Below are 15,889 nucleotides of genomic sequence, written 5' to 3'. Positions count from 1 at the left end.
GTTGTCAAATTTCGAAAACAGGAGTCCCTTCCGCAGGGCGGAATAATTTTTAGTGATTGATAACGTCTTAATTAATGTTCAGTCGTCCGTGTTGTATTTCCTTAGTAGGCTGTTAGCGATAGTGGGAGAATATATATTTCAGATGGGTGTTGTTGTGCCCTAGCTTTTTGGCAATATTGCTTTTATAGGTACCGATAGTTTTTTCGCTTTTATGCGCAATAGTGGCAATTCTGGACAGTGACCAGCCACGGGAATACATCATCATGACGTTAAATTCATTAACGCTCATGGCATTATCCAGCGGTCGGTTCACACTTGTGTTCTTGCAGTTGATGAGTTGAATCACCTGGCCGTGCAGTGCGTCAAGGCTCAATGTGCGGTCGAGAAAGTGCATCTGCATGCCGCAAATGGTCTGGAATACCGCAAAGGTTTCGACATTCGTCAGCACAAAAAGCATCAATGACGCACGCGAGGAGAGACGGCGAATGATGCTGGCGTATTTCAGAATATCCGTCTCTTCGGGATGAATAATGAGGTAATCATTATTCTGAACAACCGGGAGAGAAGAGGGCGGTGAACTGGCTGCATAATATTGCATGCCATAATAGAGTGATGTGCCGCGCAGAATATTTTTCATGCCAAGCCAGGTGTAATAATCATCACCCATAAAAATAGCTTTTGACATTAAATTCTCCTTGAGTCGGCAATAGCATCCTGCCCCTCTTTAACATTGTAAAAAAGGGTTCTTTCCCAGCCTGGGAATCTGTTTAAATCCACAACCTGTATTGGGATTATTCTCAATTGAAATATTACGCTTTGTTAAAATTTAAGATAAATCGTTTATTTCACCTCCTGAAGAATGATTGATAGATTTCACTTATGGATTGATGAAAACGGCTGGGAAAATAATGGAGCGTTTGCGGGAAAGTCTTAAAAATAGCGGAGACCATCGGAGGTAAAGGCATGCGGTGTGGAGGTAGGGGATAAACGTGATGATGTGCGGAATCGTGAGTTAAGAATATTCCTGGGTAATGTCACCGTAAAAACACTCCCTCTGCGTAATGCTCTTGAGGTTAACGTATTTTAAGTGAATAAGTCTGGGTTATTGATGCTTATGTAGAATTAAACTCTATTGGTTTTTCAATTGTCGTTATTAAATGTTATTTTTGATTTTTGTGCTGTTTATGGGCGGGCAACTGGCCAGCACTCCTTCGCCACCCTTTTGTTACAAAAAAACTTAACCTGCCAGCAGATCCTGTTCAACATGTTTAACCTGGGTCTCCAGCGTATCGCGAAGCTCAGCCAGCGCGCGTTCTTGTTCTGAAAAGTACGCTTCTTTATCGCGAACCGAGGTCGCCAGACGCCAGGCATTTTCTGCTTCCAGCCCGGCGATCTCTTTTATCAGCGCATCAATCTGGATCCGCAACTGCTGGATTTTCTGCTGCAGATGGTCGAGATTGTTCAACCGGTCGCTGGCCATCATTGGCTCCAGACCGCTTTGCAACTGAGTGAGCAGGGCGCGAATGGCCGCCAGATCGGCGTTTTGCCGCGCCAGATTGAGCTGCACCATCATCTGGTGCGCTTTCTCTTTCAGTTCATCAGCGACAACGTCCGGGTGACACAAACGGCTGGCCTGACGCCACAGGCGCTTAAGCTCATTACGCTCATCCGGTGAAAGGCGCTGACCGCGTGCGAAACGGTGCTGAGCATCCTGCTGCTGTTCCTGATACTCCTCATATTCATGCGCAGCCTCTTCCTGTGCCTGCCGCGTGTCGCTGTCATCCTGGCGGGAAAAATCTGCTTCCAGTTCACGGATCTCGGCGAGCAGGTCGGTAATCAGCTCCGTTTGCTGTTGGATGCGCTGACGGATGTCGACTGCGGCACGAGAGGCTGAATCCATGCCCATCCATTGCTGTTTAAGCTGGGCTAACCGATCGACCGCCAGTGAGATGTACTGCTGACAGGAGAGGTAATCTTTCTCGCGACGTCTGCGTTCTGCTTCCTGCCGACGCAGGGCGCTGGCTGCGAGCTGTTTACGCAGCTCGAGAATACGGCTCATTAATGGCCCGAGGCGCAGATGATACTGGTCGTTAAACTCATCCAGAATCTGAATGCGGGTATTACGGGTGTCAATCAGCTCACGCAACTGATTTTCCAGCGCCTTAAGTTCCAGCTTGCTGGCGGCAATCGCCGGATCCTGCCAGTTGGTTATGGCGCGCTGATTTTGTAGCCAGGTAGCAATTTCACGCATTGCATCACTGAAGCGGCGCGTCTCGATAGCCTGGGCAATTGCCGTTATTACAGGATCGCCAGATTCCCGCTGCAGATGCACAAGCTGCTGCTGGATGATCTCCTCATCCTCAAGTTCGATGGCGCTTTTAATGATTTCGAGTCGTTTGATGATTTTATTCATGACACCGTTGCCTGGCGTGACCGACACATGAATGACGATATTTAGGTTAAGTCATTCGTTTGAAAAATATAAAAAAAGTGCAAATCGCATTCTGTGGCCTGTGGGGCCTGTTCGTCCAGAATAATTCGCAGAAATTATCGTTCACTCGCCATTTTCGTTTGAGCTCTCACAATTCGAACCTCTGTTTCATTAAGGGTATTTTTTGCGCGAAAGACGCTTGCTTCGAAAAAGAGAATAAGTATAGTTCTCATTCTCTTTATTATTTAATGCGTGTCTTTTTTGGTAAGGAACCCAGGATGAAAAAAAATATTACGGCGCTGGCCGTGCTGATCGCGGCGGCATTAAGCGGTTGCGCGACCACTACGCCCACTACTACACCGTCAAATACCGTTGAAAAAGCGGCGACGCCCGCGGTGGCGACCGATACGTTAAAACGCGATCTGGCGGATGGCCTGTATGAGATGGCATTAAATCCTGCCGGGGACGCGTTGTATGTCGCCAGTGCCGAAGGCTTTAAAGATGTTCAGGGCGGAGTGATCTACAAACTGGATGCCAAAACCCTTAAGACGATCGGTCGCAGCCATACGGATCTGAAAAACTTTGGTATGGCGATTTCGCCTGATGGCAAAACGGTGTACGTCACCAACTCGCTGGACGGAGGCCTGAGCGCGTTGAACACTGCGGATGGCAAAGTTAAAAATCGCGTCCTGTTTCCTGAGCGGAACGCGGAAGGTTTCCCGTATGGCGCTCGTCAGGTGTTGCTGCATAACGGCCTGCTGTATATCGGCGCGGTCGCCGATCCTGCGGTGATCTGGGTGGTTGATGCCGAAACGCTGAAGCTGAAAACGCGCATTAAAAATACGGGCAAATGGATGACCGGTCTGCACTACTCCGAAACGACCCAGCGCATCTACGCCGCGAATGGCGGTGGTGAAATCCTGGTAATCAACCCGCGTAATCAGCACGTTGAGAAACGCTGGAAGCCGCTGGGCGACAAGCCGGCGCTGTTGCTGAATATGGCGGAAGACCCACAAACCGGACGTCTATTCGTGACCGATAACGCCAAAGCGAAGACCACGCTGGTGCTCGATATCCACACCGGCAAGGTGCTGAAGCAACTGGACGTTGGGGATTCTCTGGCGGTGACATTCAACGCCAAACGCAACGAAATTTACATCACCCAGCGTGATTCCGGGAAGCTGCTCAGTCTCAACGCGAGCGATTACAGCGTGAAAAAAAGCTGGGACCTGCCGCCGAATCCAAACAGCCTGTTGCTCTCTGCTGACGGCCAGACGCTGTATGTCACTGTGAAACAGAAATTTAATAAAGACCACTCAACCAATGCGCCGGACAGCGTTGTACGTATTGAGCTGAATAAATAATAAAAATCAGTCGGGGGACGGATGTTGTCCCCCGCCACATTGACTCTTTTTGATGGCATTCACATGAACAACACCAAAACTATTCTGGCGCTGACGATGGGCGCAATCTCTGGCTCGGCCTGGGCGGCAGACACCGCGAAAAAAGCGGAGGACACCATTGTGGTCCAGGCGACAACCCAAAATGATTTCAAACCGGGTGGCGACACGCCGCTGGCGGCGTTTCTTGATGGACAAGTCGCCAACGGCGGCAGACTCGGCATGCTTGGTCAACAAAGTGCGATGGACGTACCGTTCAATGTCATCAGCTACACCTCTAAACTGGTTGAAGATCAACAGGCGAAAACCATCGCCGACGTCGTGGCAAACGATGCGGGTGTGCAGTATGTCCAGGGCTACGGCAACAGCGCGGAAAGCTTTCGCATTCGTGGTTTGAAATTTGACGGCGATGATATGACCTTTGGCGGGCTGTCTGGTGTTCTGCCGCGTCAGGTGGTGGATGCGCAGATGGTGGATCGCATCGAAATCTTCAAAGGGGCAAACGCCCTGATGAACGGCGCCGCGAGTTCTGCCGTCGGCGGGATGATCAACCTTGAACCGAAACATGCAGGCGACATCCCGCAGGCTAAAGTCGGCGTGGACTACACGTCGGATTCACAGATTGGCACTACGCTGGATGCCGGTCGTCGCTTTGGCGACAACGATCAGTTTGGTGCGCGGGTGAATCTGGTCCACCGTGAAGGCGAAACCCGGATTCAGGACGATCGCCGTCGTACTACGCTGCTCTCCACCGGTCTGGACTACAGAGGCGATAACTTCCGCACCTCACTGGACGTGGGTTATCAGAAAAAAACCTTCCACGGCAGCCCAACCAGCGTCAACATTTCTCTGGTCGATTTCGTTCCCGCGCCGCCAAAAAATGACCGTAACTTCTCGCAGAAATGGGCGTATAGCGACATTGAAAACGAGTTCGGCATGTGGCGTAGCGAATACGACATCACTGACAACTGGACTGCCTACACAGCACTTGGCGCTCAGCACGCGCACGAGGAAGGTCTCTACAGCGCGCCGAAACTGCTGGATAAGAGCGGGACGGCCACCGCCAGTCGTCTTGATACCAACCGTATCAGCGACACGGTCAGCGGCATGGCGGGAATTCGCGGCAATTTCGCTACGGGCTTTGTCTCGCACAAGGTGAACGTTGGCTACTCGGCACAAAGCAAAAACGAAAAAATCGCGTGGAAAATGTCTAAAGCGGCGGATAACCCGTATACCAACATCTATCACAACCGCGGCGTTGACGCGCCGGCCAGTACTAACTCGAACGGTAAAGGCGGTAACTACAGCGATCCGTTGACCAGCGGGCGCACCCGGACTCAGGGCTGGTTGCTAAGCGATACGTTGGGCGTGCTGGATGACAAACTGCTATTTACCGTCGGGGCACGCCATCAGAAAGTGGTGATTCGGGGTTATGACAAAATTACCGGCGCGGAAAACGCCGCCGACGGTTTTGACGGTAGCCGCTGGATGCCGACTTACGGCGTCGTCTACAAGCCTTGGGAAGAGATATCTTTCTACGCCAACCACACTGAAGCGTTACAGCCGGGTAAAGCAGCGCCCAACACGGCAACCAACTATGGTCAGAGCACCGGTATCGTCCATTCTAAGCAGAATGAAGTGGGCGTGAAGGCGGACTTCGGGCGTGTTGGCGGCTCGCTGGCGCTGTTTGAGATCAAGATGCCATCGGCAATTCTTGACAGTGAAACCAAACATTATGGTCTGGATGCCGAGCAGCGTAACCGTGGCGTTGAGCTGAGCGTCTTCGGCGAACCGATGCTGGGCATGCGTCTGAACGCCAGCGTCACCTGGCTGCAAGCCGAGATGACCAAAACCAACAACGGTTTGAACCAGGGCAATGATGCGATCGGCGTGCCGAATTTTTACGCCGTGCTGGGTGCCGAGTATGACATCAAGCCGATTGAAGGTCTGACCGCTACCGCGCGCGTGAACCATTCCGGTTCTCAGTATGCGGATCTGGCTAATAGCAAAAAGCTCGACAGCTACACTACTCTGGATCTGGGTATGCGCTATCGCTTCGCGCTTAACCAGAACCAAAATCAGATGACCGTTCGCGCGGGCATCGACAACATTACCAACGAAAACTACTGGGCCAGTGTTGATGATTCCGGCACGTACGTCACCCAGGGAGAAGCGCGCACCTTTAAAGTGTCCGTTGGTTACGAGTTCTGAGTTCCACCTCGTTATCAGGGGCAAGGATGCCCCCTCCATTCCAGTGCCTTTAACTTGCTACCTCCAGCATGAAGTGTTAAAACGTGCCCCTTCTAAAAAAGAGACAGGGGTAGGGCGTGAAAGATGCGTCATCCGCTTCAGACAACGGCCGTTTTGAAGCGTCGTCGGAACAGAGTCCGACGCTGCAACGTGGTTTGCAAAATCGACATATTCAATTAATCGCCCTGGGTGGCGCGATTGGTACCGGGCTGTTTCTCGGCATCGGGCCCGCGATTCAGATGGCGGGTCCAGCGGTGCTGCTGGGTTACGGCATCGCCGGGGTTATTGCCTTTCTGATCATGCGCCAGCTCGGCGAAATGGTTGTCGAAGAGCCGGTATCGGGTTCCTTCGCTCACTTTGCCTATAAATACTGGGGACCGTTTGCGGGCTTCCTGTCAGGCTGGAACTACTGGGTCATGTTTGTGCTGGTCGGGATGGCTGAACTGACGGCCGCCGGTATCTACATGCAGTACTGGTTACCCGAGGTTCCCACTTGGGTCTGGGCCGCGTCCTTCTTTATCATCATTAACGCAGTCAACCTGGTGAACGTCCGTCTGTACGGTGAAACCGAATTCTGGTTTGCGCTCATCAAAGTGCTGGCGATCATCGGCATGATCGGCTTTGGTTTATGGCTGCTGTTCTCGGGGAACGGCGGTGAGCGGGCGACCATCGATAACCTGTGGCAGCATGGTGGTTTTCTGGCGACGGGCTGGAAAGGGCTGATTCTGTCGCTGGCGGTGATCATGTTCTCCTTCGGTGGGCTGGAACTTATCGGCATCACCGCAGCGGAAGCGCGTGACCCGCACAAAAGCATTCCGAAAGCGGTTAATCAGGTGGTGTACCGTATCCTGCTGTTCTACATCGGTTCGCTGGTGGTTTTGCTGGCGCTCTACCCGTGGGTGGAAGTGAAATCCGACAGCAGCCCGTTCGTGATGATTTTCCACGATCTGAACAGTAACGTCGTGGCTTCAGCGCTGAACTTCGTGATTCTGGTGGCATCCTTGTCGGTTTATAACAGCGGCGTTTACTCCAACAGCCGTATGCTGTTTGGTCTATCAGTCCAGGGCAATGCACCGAAGTTTCTGACCCGTGTCAGCCGTCGTGGCGTGCCGGTGAATTCATTACTGCTCTCTGGTGCGATCACTTCGCTGGTGGTGCTCATCAACTACCTGCTGCCGAAAGAGGCCTTCGGTCTGCTGATGGCATTGGTGGTGGCGACGCTGCTGTTGAACTGGATCATGATTTGTCTGGCGCATCTGCGTTTTCGTGCCGCGATGCGTCGCAAAGGGCGTGATACCCAGTTCAAAGCGTTGCTCTACCCGGCAGGAAACTATATCTGCATCGCCTTCCTGGCGATGATCCTTGTGCTGATGTGCACCATCGACGACATGCGTTTGTCAGCCATGTTGCTGCCGGTATGGGTCATCTTCCTGTTTGTTGCGTTTAAACTTTCTCGCAAAGTACGCTGAGAGGAAGCCGATCTCATTCGCGTAATGAGATCGGCGCTTTTGCGTTATCGTTGAAATACTCCCGCCAGCGAGCGAATATCGTTGCCCGTAGGTGACTGGTGAATGCGCAATCCAAACTCGTCTACGACAGCAAAAATATGGTCGAAAATATCGGCCTGAATGCTTTCATATTCCAGCCAGACGACGGTGTTGGTAAAAGCATAAATTTCGAGGGGGAGACCGTGATCGTCTGGCGCCAGCTGACGTACCATTAAGGTCATATCTTTGCGAATGCGTGGATGGTTGCGCAGATATTCATTCAGGTAGGCGCGAAAAGTCCCAATATTGGTCATCCGCCGATGGTTCAATACCGATTCCGGCGCATCCAGTTGTTGATTCCATTCATCTATCTCCTGATGGCGCGTCTCCAGATAAGGTTTCAGCAGGCGCGCTTTATACAGTTGCTGCTTTTCATCATCATCCAGAAAATGAATACTGGTGGCGTCAATATTGATACTGCGTTTAATGCGCCGACCACCTGATGCCGACATGCCGCTCCAGTTTTTAAACGAATCAGAGACCAGCGACCAGGTCGGAATCGTAGTGATAGTATTGTCCCAGTTGCGGACTTTCACCGTCGTCAGACCAATATCAATGACCGCGCCATCAGCACCGTATTTCGGCATCTCCAGCCAGTCACCCAGTTTCAGCATGTCGTTAGCAGAAAGCTGAATGCCCGCAACCAGCCCCAGAATCGGGTCTTTAAATACCAACATCAGCACGGCGGCCATTGCGCCCAGGCCGCTAATCAGAATCGCGGGCGATTGGCCGATTAATAGCGATATCATTAATATACCGACAATAATCGCGCCGATGAGTTTTATACCCTGAAATATCCCCTTGAGAGGAAGCTGAGAGGCAGAGGGGAACTTTTGCGCCAGATTTAATATGACATCGAGTAACGAAAATAATGAAAGCAGGGCATATATCATGATCCACAATTGTGCGCAGACAGTAAGAATCTCTGCGGCTTCGCTGCCTTTTTGCAACCACAGTGCGGACTGAATATTGACGATAATACCCTGCAGGGTGAATGCCAGACGGTGAAATAACTTATTCTGCGTAATAATTTGTAGCCACAGACGGGAGCTGGCAACAGCGCGCCTTTCAAAGGTGCGCAATACCACCCAGTGCAAAATAATATGCACAATGATGGCTGTGAGAAAAATAATACCGAAAATCATCACCAGCGAGGTGGTGTGATTCATTTCAATACCCGCTAAATCCTCAACCTGAGTAATTAATTCCTGCATAACCTCTCCTTTATTAAACAGTGACCTATGATGACTGCTGTAAGGAAATTATGCAAATGAGCCAGGTCAGTACTGTTCGGGAAGACGATTGATCTTAGTAAGAATACCGCGCGCCATCTCGATATGGCCACCCAGCCGCAAGTCGCTCAAAATCTTCATCACGCGGCTACGCGAAAGATGCGTTTTTTCCTGGATGTAGTCACTCGCGTTAACCGCAAGACGCAGTTCTTCTTTCTCTGCCAACAATGCAATAAGATTGGTGCGGATCAGTTCGTAGGTTGAGAGGCCAGCAGAGGTACGATGTGCTTCGAGAAGTTTATCTATGGCATACATATAGGTATAGGATGCGTCCTGCCAAAGGTTTTTCTCCGCAATGACACTCATTACGTGTAATGTCGGAATGATTTCGAAAAGGATTTCCCCGTTGGCTTTGTAGAAGAAATCAGCATTCGTATTCATTAACGAGTTCATGCCAACAATCATAGGTGCTTTAAGATGCTTAAGTAGTAGTTGGTCGTGGCTACGGTAAACACTTACCGTGCCTTTATGTAATACAAAAGTCATCGATTCGGCATGGTGTCCGAGAGATATGATTTGCCGCTCCCGGGCATGCAAAATGCGAGAAGTGTCGGAAACGGCATTGATTATATTGATGACATGAGTGTCTGGCTTCATAATGGCATAGCAATTCTAATTAAGGTATCTGAAGATTATATTATATTATAAGGTGAATATTATATGAGGAAAGTGTAAGAGCTTATTTGGCGTTAAAGTTACGACTGCGAATAATTCATGAAACTAATTAAAATTGATAAAGTTGCACAGATCGTAGTACGTGCTGTACGTACGGATTTGTACGTACGGATTATGAGTCTAAAAGGTCGCAAATAACTGACCTCAGCATTCATGCTGCAGAGTTAAGCAACCGACAGCGCTGACTCAATAGTATCAATTCTCACAAAAGTAAGTTGTATTAGTCGCGACTTGATCTGACACATGGCCTTGAAAGGTTGAGAGTTACCGGTTTTGATATGGGTGTCGAATCCTTATACAAAACACGAGGTAACTCTCATGCTTCATACTACCAATCCCGTCATCAAACACAAAGCCGGTTTGCTCAATCTGGCTGAAGAACTCAGTAACGTGTCGAAAGCCTGCAAAATCATGGGCGTCTCGCGCGATACATTTTACCGTTATCGCGAACTGGCCGATGAAGGTGGCGTGGATGCACTGCTAAATCGTAGCCGTCGTGCTCCTAACCTAAAGAACCGTACCGATGATGCCACTGAGCGAGCGTTGTTGATTATGCTGTCGAATTCCTGGCTCACGGTCAGCACCGGACCAGTAACGAGTTACGTAAACAGGGCGTTTTATCTCCGGCAGTGGTGTCCGTTCCGTCTGGTTACGCCATAACCTTGAGAACTTCAAAAAACGCCTGCATGCGCTGGAAGAGAAAATGGCCCGCCATGGTATTGAACTGACCGACAGCCAGATCGCCGCGCTGGAACGTAAAGCCAGCGATGACGAGGCCTGTGGTGAGATTGAAACCGCTCATCCGGGTTATTTGGGGCCACAGGACACGTTCTATGTGGGCAATCTGAAAGGCGTCGGGCGTATCTATCAGCAGACGTCCGTTGATACGTACTCGAAAGTGGCCCACTGCAAGCTCTATGTCACTAAAACGCCGATTACAGCGGCTGATTTACTGAATGATCGTGTACTGCCGTTTTATGAGTCTCATGGCCTGCCGATGCTGAGGATACTGACAGAGGCACCGAATACTGCGGTAAAGTGGAGCAGCACGATTACCAGCTTTATCTGGCGATAAATGACATTGAGCATACGAAAACGAAGGCAATGTCACCGCAAACCAATGGTATCTGCGAGCGGTTCCATAAAACGATCCTGAACGAGTTTTATCAGGTAACGTTCCGCAAAAAGTTATATGGTGATCTTGCTTCATTACAATCGGATCTTGATGAATGGCTGGCTCACTATAATAATGAGCGAACTCATCAGGGAAAATGTGCTGTGGCCGGACGCCAGTGGAAACATTACTTGATGGAAAACGCATCTGGGCTGAGAAAAACTTAAACCAGATGTAATCTGACAGATACCTGTATAAATAACCGGTAACTGTCAGATCAGGTCTGAGCTAATACAATTTATGACAGTAAGGGGAAATTACTCCCCCCCGATAAACCTTCTGAAGGCATCCCCTTAAAAGGAGGTGAGGACTCCGTTGAACTTAAATTTTCAGCGAGTTATCAGTCTGTAGTTGATGATGTGACGCCAGGAAGGGCAAATGTTTCTGTGACCTTTGTGGTGAACTATGCCTGATAAAAACTGTGTGTAGATAGGTTCGGTGTGTACACAATTTTAAAATCAGTTTGGGGGCGAAGAATGAACCTTCTGTTGGACATGCTCTTTTTGGGTGCCACAAACTGTTATGCGACCATATCGATAACCTGCACTTATTCCATTCTTCGTTACAGATAAACGCTCCCAGATAATTGTACAGCGCGATCAACCTATCTGACAGGCGCTGACAGTGTATGAATCCAGCGTAGATTGTCACTCTTAATCAACTGTATCAACGACGATGATGGCGACAGTTGCGGTCAGTGATATTCAGACTAAAGATAAAGTGAAAGCCGCTACTGCCAACGCCACGGCAATGCTAAACCTGACTTATCAGTGAAATGATGCAGGAAGCCGACTATGATGCCAGCTTCTTTTATTTTTACTCACCCGGATTAAAGCGCTCATCCCATGGCATTAAGCGATGAGCCCGCAGCCTTAGCGCCAGTGCCTCTTCCCGCTTTTGCAGAAACATCAGAATATTAATCTGGTCGCTCCAGGCATCTTCTTCCATATGCATTGTGATCCACTCGGCATTCTCCTGAGCAAATAAATCTAGCTCATTAATATTACCGCTTTGATTAAAATGCATCAGATGTAAGCGGGAGAGATCCCGCTACCAGCGTATTTGCATCAGCCAGGGAACGGATAATTGACGAATACTTTCCTGTGGTTCAAGTCGGCCCGTTTCGAATTATCCCAGTGTCACACTGGCGCGAAAGAGCTGCATTGACAGCACAATACCGTACAGTGCGGTCGCGGCCAGGGCTGGACGCAGATATTTTACCGGCAAGGTGAACGTGGATTTACGGCTTTCAGTTGCACTCATCAGTAGCAGGATGAGAAAAAAGTGCGCAACGGAGTAATAAAGAGGAAACTCGACCTGAGTGTGTAACAAAATCGGTAGGGTGGTTAACAGTGTCACCCACTGCCACAAGCTTTTTGGGCGGAGAAATAAAATAATCCAACCCCATAAAAGAATCAGCCCGCCCAGGAAGGCGACAATTCCGCCTTCCGCCTGAATAAATAACGTCTCATTATGTGGATGCTGCATCATTTCCCGGCCAGGATTCGCGAAAGGAAGATCGGCCATAAAATTTTGATACACCGATTCAAACATGCCTAAACCAATCCCTCTCCAGGGATGCGTCATGATAAGGCGCACGGTGTATTCCAGCGTCAGGAGTCGTTGTTGATTTGACCCTTCATGAGCCAACGAATTTAATACGGAACCCTGGAGCAAAACCGAACCCAACAGACCACCGATGAACGGTAAGAAAATAATCGCAAGGCGTTGGCAAGCCGTGGTTCTATCTCGCCAACATTGTTGACAGAAAAGAAGCGACGCGCAGGCAATTCCACACAGACCGCCCAGCCAGCCAATTCGGGAACGACATAATACTAGCGTCGCAGAGATGAGGATAATTGCAAAACAGATTGCGAACCTCCGCGCAGTTTCCGCACGAAACGATTTAAGCGTTCGCTGCCTGTCCGCCATCAACACCAGCAGAAGAGATAAACCTGTCGCCAGAAATGTGGCGGTGACATTACGCTGTTGAAAAATACCCGGTGCGCCACCGGAATAATTTTCAGCCAGTGCGTTAAGCGGGAAGGGAAGCCATTGTGGGCACCAGAAACCCATCAGAGAATAAACGGTTTCAATGCAAGCTGCCGCAGCGATCATATAGCTCAGAGCAACAATTTCTTTTTCCCGCGGTGGGTACTGAAGTAAGGTGAGATAGGTAAACACGCCTCCCCAGATCCCTGTTAGTCGAGGAAGAGCGATGGCGAGTCCCTGATCAGGCGACCAGAAGACGGGTAACGTAAATGCTATCGCACTGAATAGCAGGCATAAAAACGTGGGTGTCAGACGTATTTTATCCGCTTGCAGCGACAGCCGGACGATCAGCGCCTGAAGCAAAATCGCAGCCCACGATAGCAGGTTCATCGGTAAATTCATGCCGTAATCGACGCTGTTTGGCCAGGGAATATGTATCAGCACTAACCAGTAAAAACTGAGCAGGAAGTATAAAAAAAGCGGCACAAGGCGGGAAGACGTGAAGGTTTCCCCAGATTTGCAAAACGCGAGCATTCGGGCGGGCATAATATTCTTGAGTGGGTAAATCGATGTTGTATTTACCCACTCAAGATGGCGCTATTTAAGTCCTGTCCATTCTAAGACTGATCCATTCAGGCATCGATTTAATATTGCCATTGCACTGAAAAACCAAGTGTAAACGGACTGGTCTGCATATCATCAGGTTTCATCACCGGAACGCCGGCGAAAAGATCATAGCCAACGTTGCCTTTAACACCTCGCACACCCGCAACCGCACCGGCGATGCGTGTGCCGCTCCAGTAATCATTTTTCGAACCGCTGACTTCCCCGTAATCAAAGCCAAGATAGGGCTGCATTCCCCACCTGGGGAGATTCAGGTTAATGTCGTTACGCAGATACCAACCCTTATCAGCATAAATGGAGGATTCACCGTCGAAGCCACGTACCGTCCAGCGGTTACCGATAGTAAATTTATCCGGCTGCGTCAGTTTATCCGGTGACGTTTGCTGCATGAAATGCGGCTCATAGCTCATCGACAGATCGCCTGCCTTAAACGGAAATGTGCCGTCGACGCTCAGGGTAATAATGCGTGCCAGGGGATCGGCACTACCTACCATTTCTTCGGCATCGGCTTGTTCGCCAAACCAGTGCGCGGCATGTTGATAGCCCAGTCGGGAGGTGAGTTGCCCAAAGGGCAGATAAGCTAAATGTTCCAGGTTGAGTTGCCAGCTGCTGGTGTCCCGGCGCTGTACTTCCACTTCAACATCGTTGAGGTCATAGTGTGAATCACGTTTAATGCCTTTAAAACCCAGCGTTGTTTTTTGGCTGGCGCTGCGGTAGATAACGCGTTTGATTTCTGCAGTCAGTAATTTTTCACTGCTGCTGTACTGATAGTGGTAATCACCGCTATGGATTGTCTGAACCGTGCGATATTTACTGCCATAGAGTTCAAGCAGCCAGTAGCCCCACGGGACGGAGTAGAAGGCGGAAGTGTTGTCGTTGCGACGTCCATACTCATTTTTAAAACCGCCGCCATAAGCAACATAAAAAATGTCATTCAGCGTTGTGGGGTTATTAAGGTAAAAGGCCAGACCGCCTTCATAACGCCCCGTTTTTTTACTTCCGGCGTCATCCATCCACGTCCCCAGACGCCATGCTTTATTCTGGCTGCGACTGACTTCTACGCGAGTATCGCCAGGATGTTCACCGGGAACAAGATGAATACTTGCCTGCGATCCGGGAATACGCTGCAAATTTTCCAGTCCCTGTTCCAGACCGCGTAAATCAAGAACGTCGCCTTCAGCTTCCGGGAAGTTATTCCAGCGATGAACGGTGCGGCCTTCCTGATTTTGTAACAGCCATTCACTGATACGACCGGGCAAAATTCGCAGGGTTAATGTTCCCTCTTTTAAATTTTGGTCTGGAACTAAGGAAGGTGCGAATAAGTCCGAGATGTGAGATCATCGTGTTGTAACCTGAACCCAGAATGAGTAACCGGATGAGCCAGCAACTGACTTTTGCCGACAGTGAGTTTTCCAGTAAACGCCGCCAGACCCGCAAAGAAGTTTTCCTTGGCAGAATGGATGACTTGCTTCCCTGGGACAAATTACTTGGCGTTATCGAGCCTGTGTATCCCAAGGCCGGTAATGGTCGCAGGCCCTATCCGCTGGAAACCATGCTGCGTATTCACTGCATGCAGCAATGGTACAACCTGAGCGATGAGGCCATGGAAGATGCCCTCTATGAAATCGCCTCCATGCGCCAATTTGCTCGCCTGTCACTGGATAAAGCCATTCCAGACCGCACTACCATCATGAATTTCCGGCATTTGCTGGAGCAGCATGAACTGGCCCGCAAAATCTTCAGTACCGTTAATCACTGGCTAGCAGAGTGTGGCGTTCTAATGACCCAGGGCACCTTGGTGGATGCCACCATCATTCAAGCCCCCAGCTCTACCAAAAACAAACACAACAGCCGTGATGAAGACATGCACCAGACCAAGAAAGGTAACCAGTGGTACTTCGGCATGAAAGCGCACATTGGCGTGGACGCCAAAAGTGGCCTGACCCACAGTCTGGTGACCACGGCGGCTAACGAGCACGACCTCAATCAGGTTGGCAAGTTACTGCATGGCGATGAAGAATTTATCTCAGCCGATGCTGGTTATCAGGGGGCCGAAAAGCGCGATGAGCTCAGCGATGTCAGCGCAGACTGGCTTATCGCCAAGCGTCCCGGCAAAGTGAATGCATTGAAGCAACACCCGCGCAAGAACAAGCTGGCCATCCGTTACGAATACCTGAAAGCGAGTATCCGAGCGAAGGTTGAGCATCCATTTCGGATAGTAAAATGTCAGTTTGGTTTCGTCAAAGCCAGGTACAAGGGGCTGGCTAAAAATGACAGTCAACTGGCGATGTTATTCACCCTGGCGAACCTGGTTCGAGTTGACCAATTGATACGGGCACAGGCGAGATCTACCTGAAATGAGGAAATTAGCCTGAAACAGGGCCAAAATCAGCCACGAAGAGACGATTTTGGGCTGAAAATTGGAAAATTGAGCCACAGGACGTCGATAAAGGACGGTTTGGGGCGTCATATCGGGAGCTGCGGACCACTTAATCGCAACTTCC

General features: G+C 50.0%; 10 protein-coding genes and 2 pseudogenes. 5 read left to right on the top strand and 7 right to left on the bottom strand.

All coding sequences use genetic code 11. The features are described from left to right. Nucleotides 1-112 precede the first annotated feature (112 nt). Both OGW13_RS10100 and OGW13_RS10095 read right to left on the bottom strand, forming a co-directional pair. Entirely contained in the window at nucleotides 113-685 is a 573-nt protein-coding gene (locus tag OGW13_RS10100; protein WP_287116037.1) for a LuxR C-terminal-related transcriptional regulator, read from the bottom strand. Between the two features lie 552 nt (nucleotides 686-1,237). Then, nucleotides 1,238-2,413 (bottom strand): J domain-containing protein, encoded by a 1,176-nt coding sequence (locus tag OGW13_RS10095; protein ID WP_287116036.1) that lies wholly within the window; start codon nucleotides 2,411-2,413, stop codon nucleotides 1,238-1,240. Between the two features lie 296 nt (nucleotides 2,414-2,709). Between OGW13_RS10095 and OGW13_RS10090 the strand changes: the two genes are divergently transcribed. The 3 genes from OGW13_RS10090 (at nucleotide 2,710) to pheP (ending at nucleotide 7,550) form a co-directional block, all read left to right on the top strand. After that, on the top strand, nucleotides 2,710-3,795 hold the full coding sequence (locus OGW13_RS10090) for a YncE family protein (protein WP_287116035.1): 1,086 nt from the start codon (nucleotides 2,710-2,712) through the stop codon (nucleotides 3,793-3,795). Nucleotides 3,796-3,858: 63 nt separating this feature from the next. After that, the gene (locus OGW13_RS10085; RefSeq protein ID WP_287116034.1) at nucleotides 3,859-6,042 is read left to right on the top strand and encodes a TonB-dependent receptor; all 2,184 of its coding nucleotides are present in this window, start codon (nucleotides 3,859-3,861) and stop codon (nucleotides 6,040-6,042) included. Between the two features lie 116 nt (nucleotides 6,043-6,158). Then, entirely contained in the window at nucleotides 6,159-7,550 is a 1,392-nt protein-coding gene (gene pheP, locus OGW13_RS10080; RefSeq protein ID WP_043001498.1) for a phenylalanine transporter, read from the top strand. A 44-nt stretch (nucleotides 7,551-7,594) separates the two neighbouring features. Here the strand turns inward: pheP and OGW13_RS10075 are convergent, their stop codons facing one another. Continuing rightward, nucleotides 7,595-8,842: a mechanosensitive ion channel family protein gene (locus OGW13_RS10075; protein WP_043001497.1), complete on the bottom strand. Its 1,248-nt coding sequence runs from the start codon at nucleotides 8,840-8,842 to the stop codon at nucleotides 7,595-7,597. A gap of 66 nt (nucleotides 8,843-8,908) precedes the next feature. Further along, complete coding sequence (locus OGW13_RS10070; protein ID WP_051642354.1) at nucleotides 8,909-9,517, bottom strand: helix-turn-helix domain-containing protein; 609 nt, start codon at nucleotides 9,515-9,517, stop codon at nucleotides 8,909-8,911. A gap of 396 nt (nucleotides 9,518-9,913) precedes the next feature. Between OGW13_RS10070 and OGW13_RS10065 the strand changes: the two are divergent. Then, nucleotides 9,914-10,947: pseudogene (locus tag OGW13_RS10065) on the top strand (IS481 family transposase). Between the two features lie 638 nt (nucleotides 10,948-11,585). Here OGW13_RS10065 and OGW13_RS10060 read toward each other — a convergent pair. The 3 genes and pseudogenes from OGW13_RS10060 to OGW13_RS10050 form a co-directional block, all read right to left on the bottom strand. Then, the gene (locus OGW13_RS10060; protein ID WP_287116031.1) at nucleotides 11,586-11,723 is read right to left on the bottom strand and encodes a hypothetical protein; all 138 of its coding nucleotides are present in this window, start codon (nucleotides 11,721-11,723) and stop codon (nucleotides 11,586-11,588) included. Between the two features lie 174 nt (nucleotides 11,724-11,897). Beyond that, nucleotides 11,898-13,151 carry an O-antigen ligase family protein gene (locus OGW13_RS10055; protein ID WP_287116030.1) on the bottom strand — a complete coding sequence of 418 codons (1,254 nt, stop codon included), beginning with the start codon at nucleotides 13,149-13,151 and terminating at the stop codon, nucleotides 11,898-11,900. Between the two features lie 254 nt (nucleotides 13,152-13,405). Next, a pseudogene (locus OGW13_RS10050) lies at nucleotides 13,406-14,692 on the bottom strand (ShlB/FhaC/HecB family hemolysin secretion/activation protein); the annotation flags it as partial. Nucleotides 14,693-14,760: 68 nt separating this feature from the next. On the opposite strand from OGW13_RS10050, the gene OGW13_RS10045 reads away from it, so the two are divergent. Next, nucleotides 14,761-15,741, top strand: a complete 981-nt coding sequence (locus OGW13_RS10045; protein WP_000082736.1) for an IS5-like element ISEc68 family transposase — start codon at nucleotides 14,761-14,763, stop codon at nucleotides 15,739-15,741. Nucleotides 15,742-15,889 lie beyond the last annotated feature (148 nt).

The organism is Citrobacter sp. Ca225 (assembly GCF_030337175.1).
GTDB lineage: Bacteria > Pseudomonadota > Gammaproteobacteria > Enterobacterales > Enterobacteriaceae > Citrobacter_A > Citrobacter_A amalonaticus.
The sequence above is the reverse complement of the archived record's forward strand: the minus strand, read 5'-3'. Positions and strand labels throughout refer to the sequence as shown.

Bases quoted from the DNA above. Each gene is read 5' to 3' on its own strand.
- OGW13_RS10095 (WP_287116036.1), bottom strand. From the start codon at position 2,413: ATGAATAAAATCATCAAACGACTCGAAATCATTAAAAGCGCCATCGAA.
- OGW13_RS10100 (WP_287116037.1), bottom strand. From the start codon at position 685: ATGTCAAAAGCTATTTTTATGGGTGATGATTATTACACCTGGCTTGGC.
- OGW13_RS10045 (WP_000082736.1), top strand. From the start codon at position 14,761: ATGAGCCAGCAACTGACTTTTGCCGACAGTGAGTTTTCCAGTAAACGC.
- OGW13_RS10085 (WP_287116034.1), top strand. From the start codon at position 3,859: ATGAACAACACCAAAACTATTCTGGCGCTGACGATGGGCGCAATCTCT.
- OGW13_RS10070 (WP_051642354.1), bottom strand. From the start codon at position 9,517: ATGAAGCCAGACACTCATGTCATCAATATAATCAATGCCGTTTCCGAC.
- OGW13_RS10075 (WP_043001497.1), bottom strand. From the start codon at position 8,842: ATGCAGGAATTAATTACTCAGGTTGAGGATTTAGCGGGTATTGAAATG.
- OGW13_RS10090 (WP_287116035.1), top strand. From the start codon at position 2,710: ATGAAAAAAAATATTACGGCGCTGGCCGTGCTGATCGCGGCGGCATTA.
- OGW13_RS10055 (WP_287116030.1), bottom strand. From the start codon at position 13,151: ATGAACCTGCTATCGTGGGCTGCGATTTTGCTTCAGGCGCTGATCGTC.
- OGW13_RS10060 (WP_287116031.1), bottom strand. From the start codon at position 11,723: ATGCATATGGAAGAAGATGCCTGGAGCGACCAGATTAATATTCTGATG.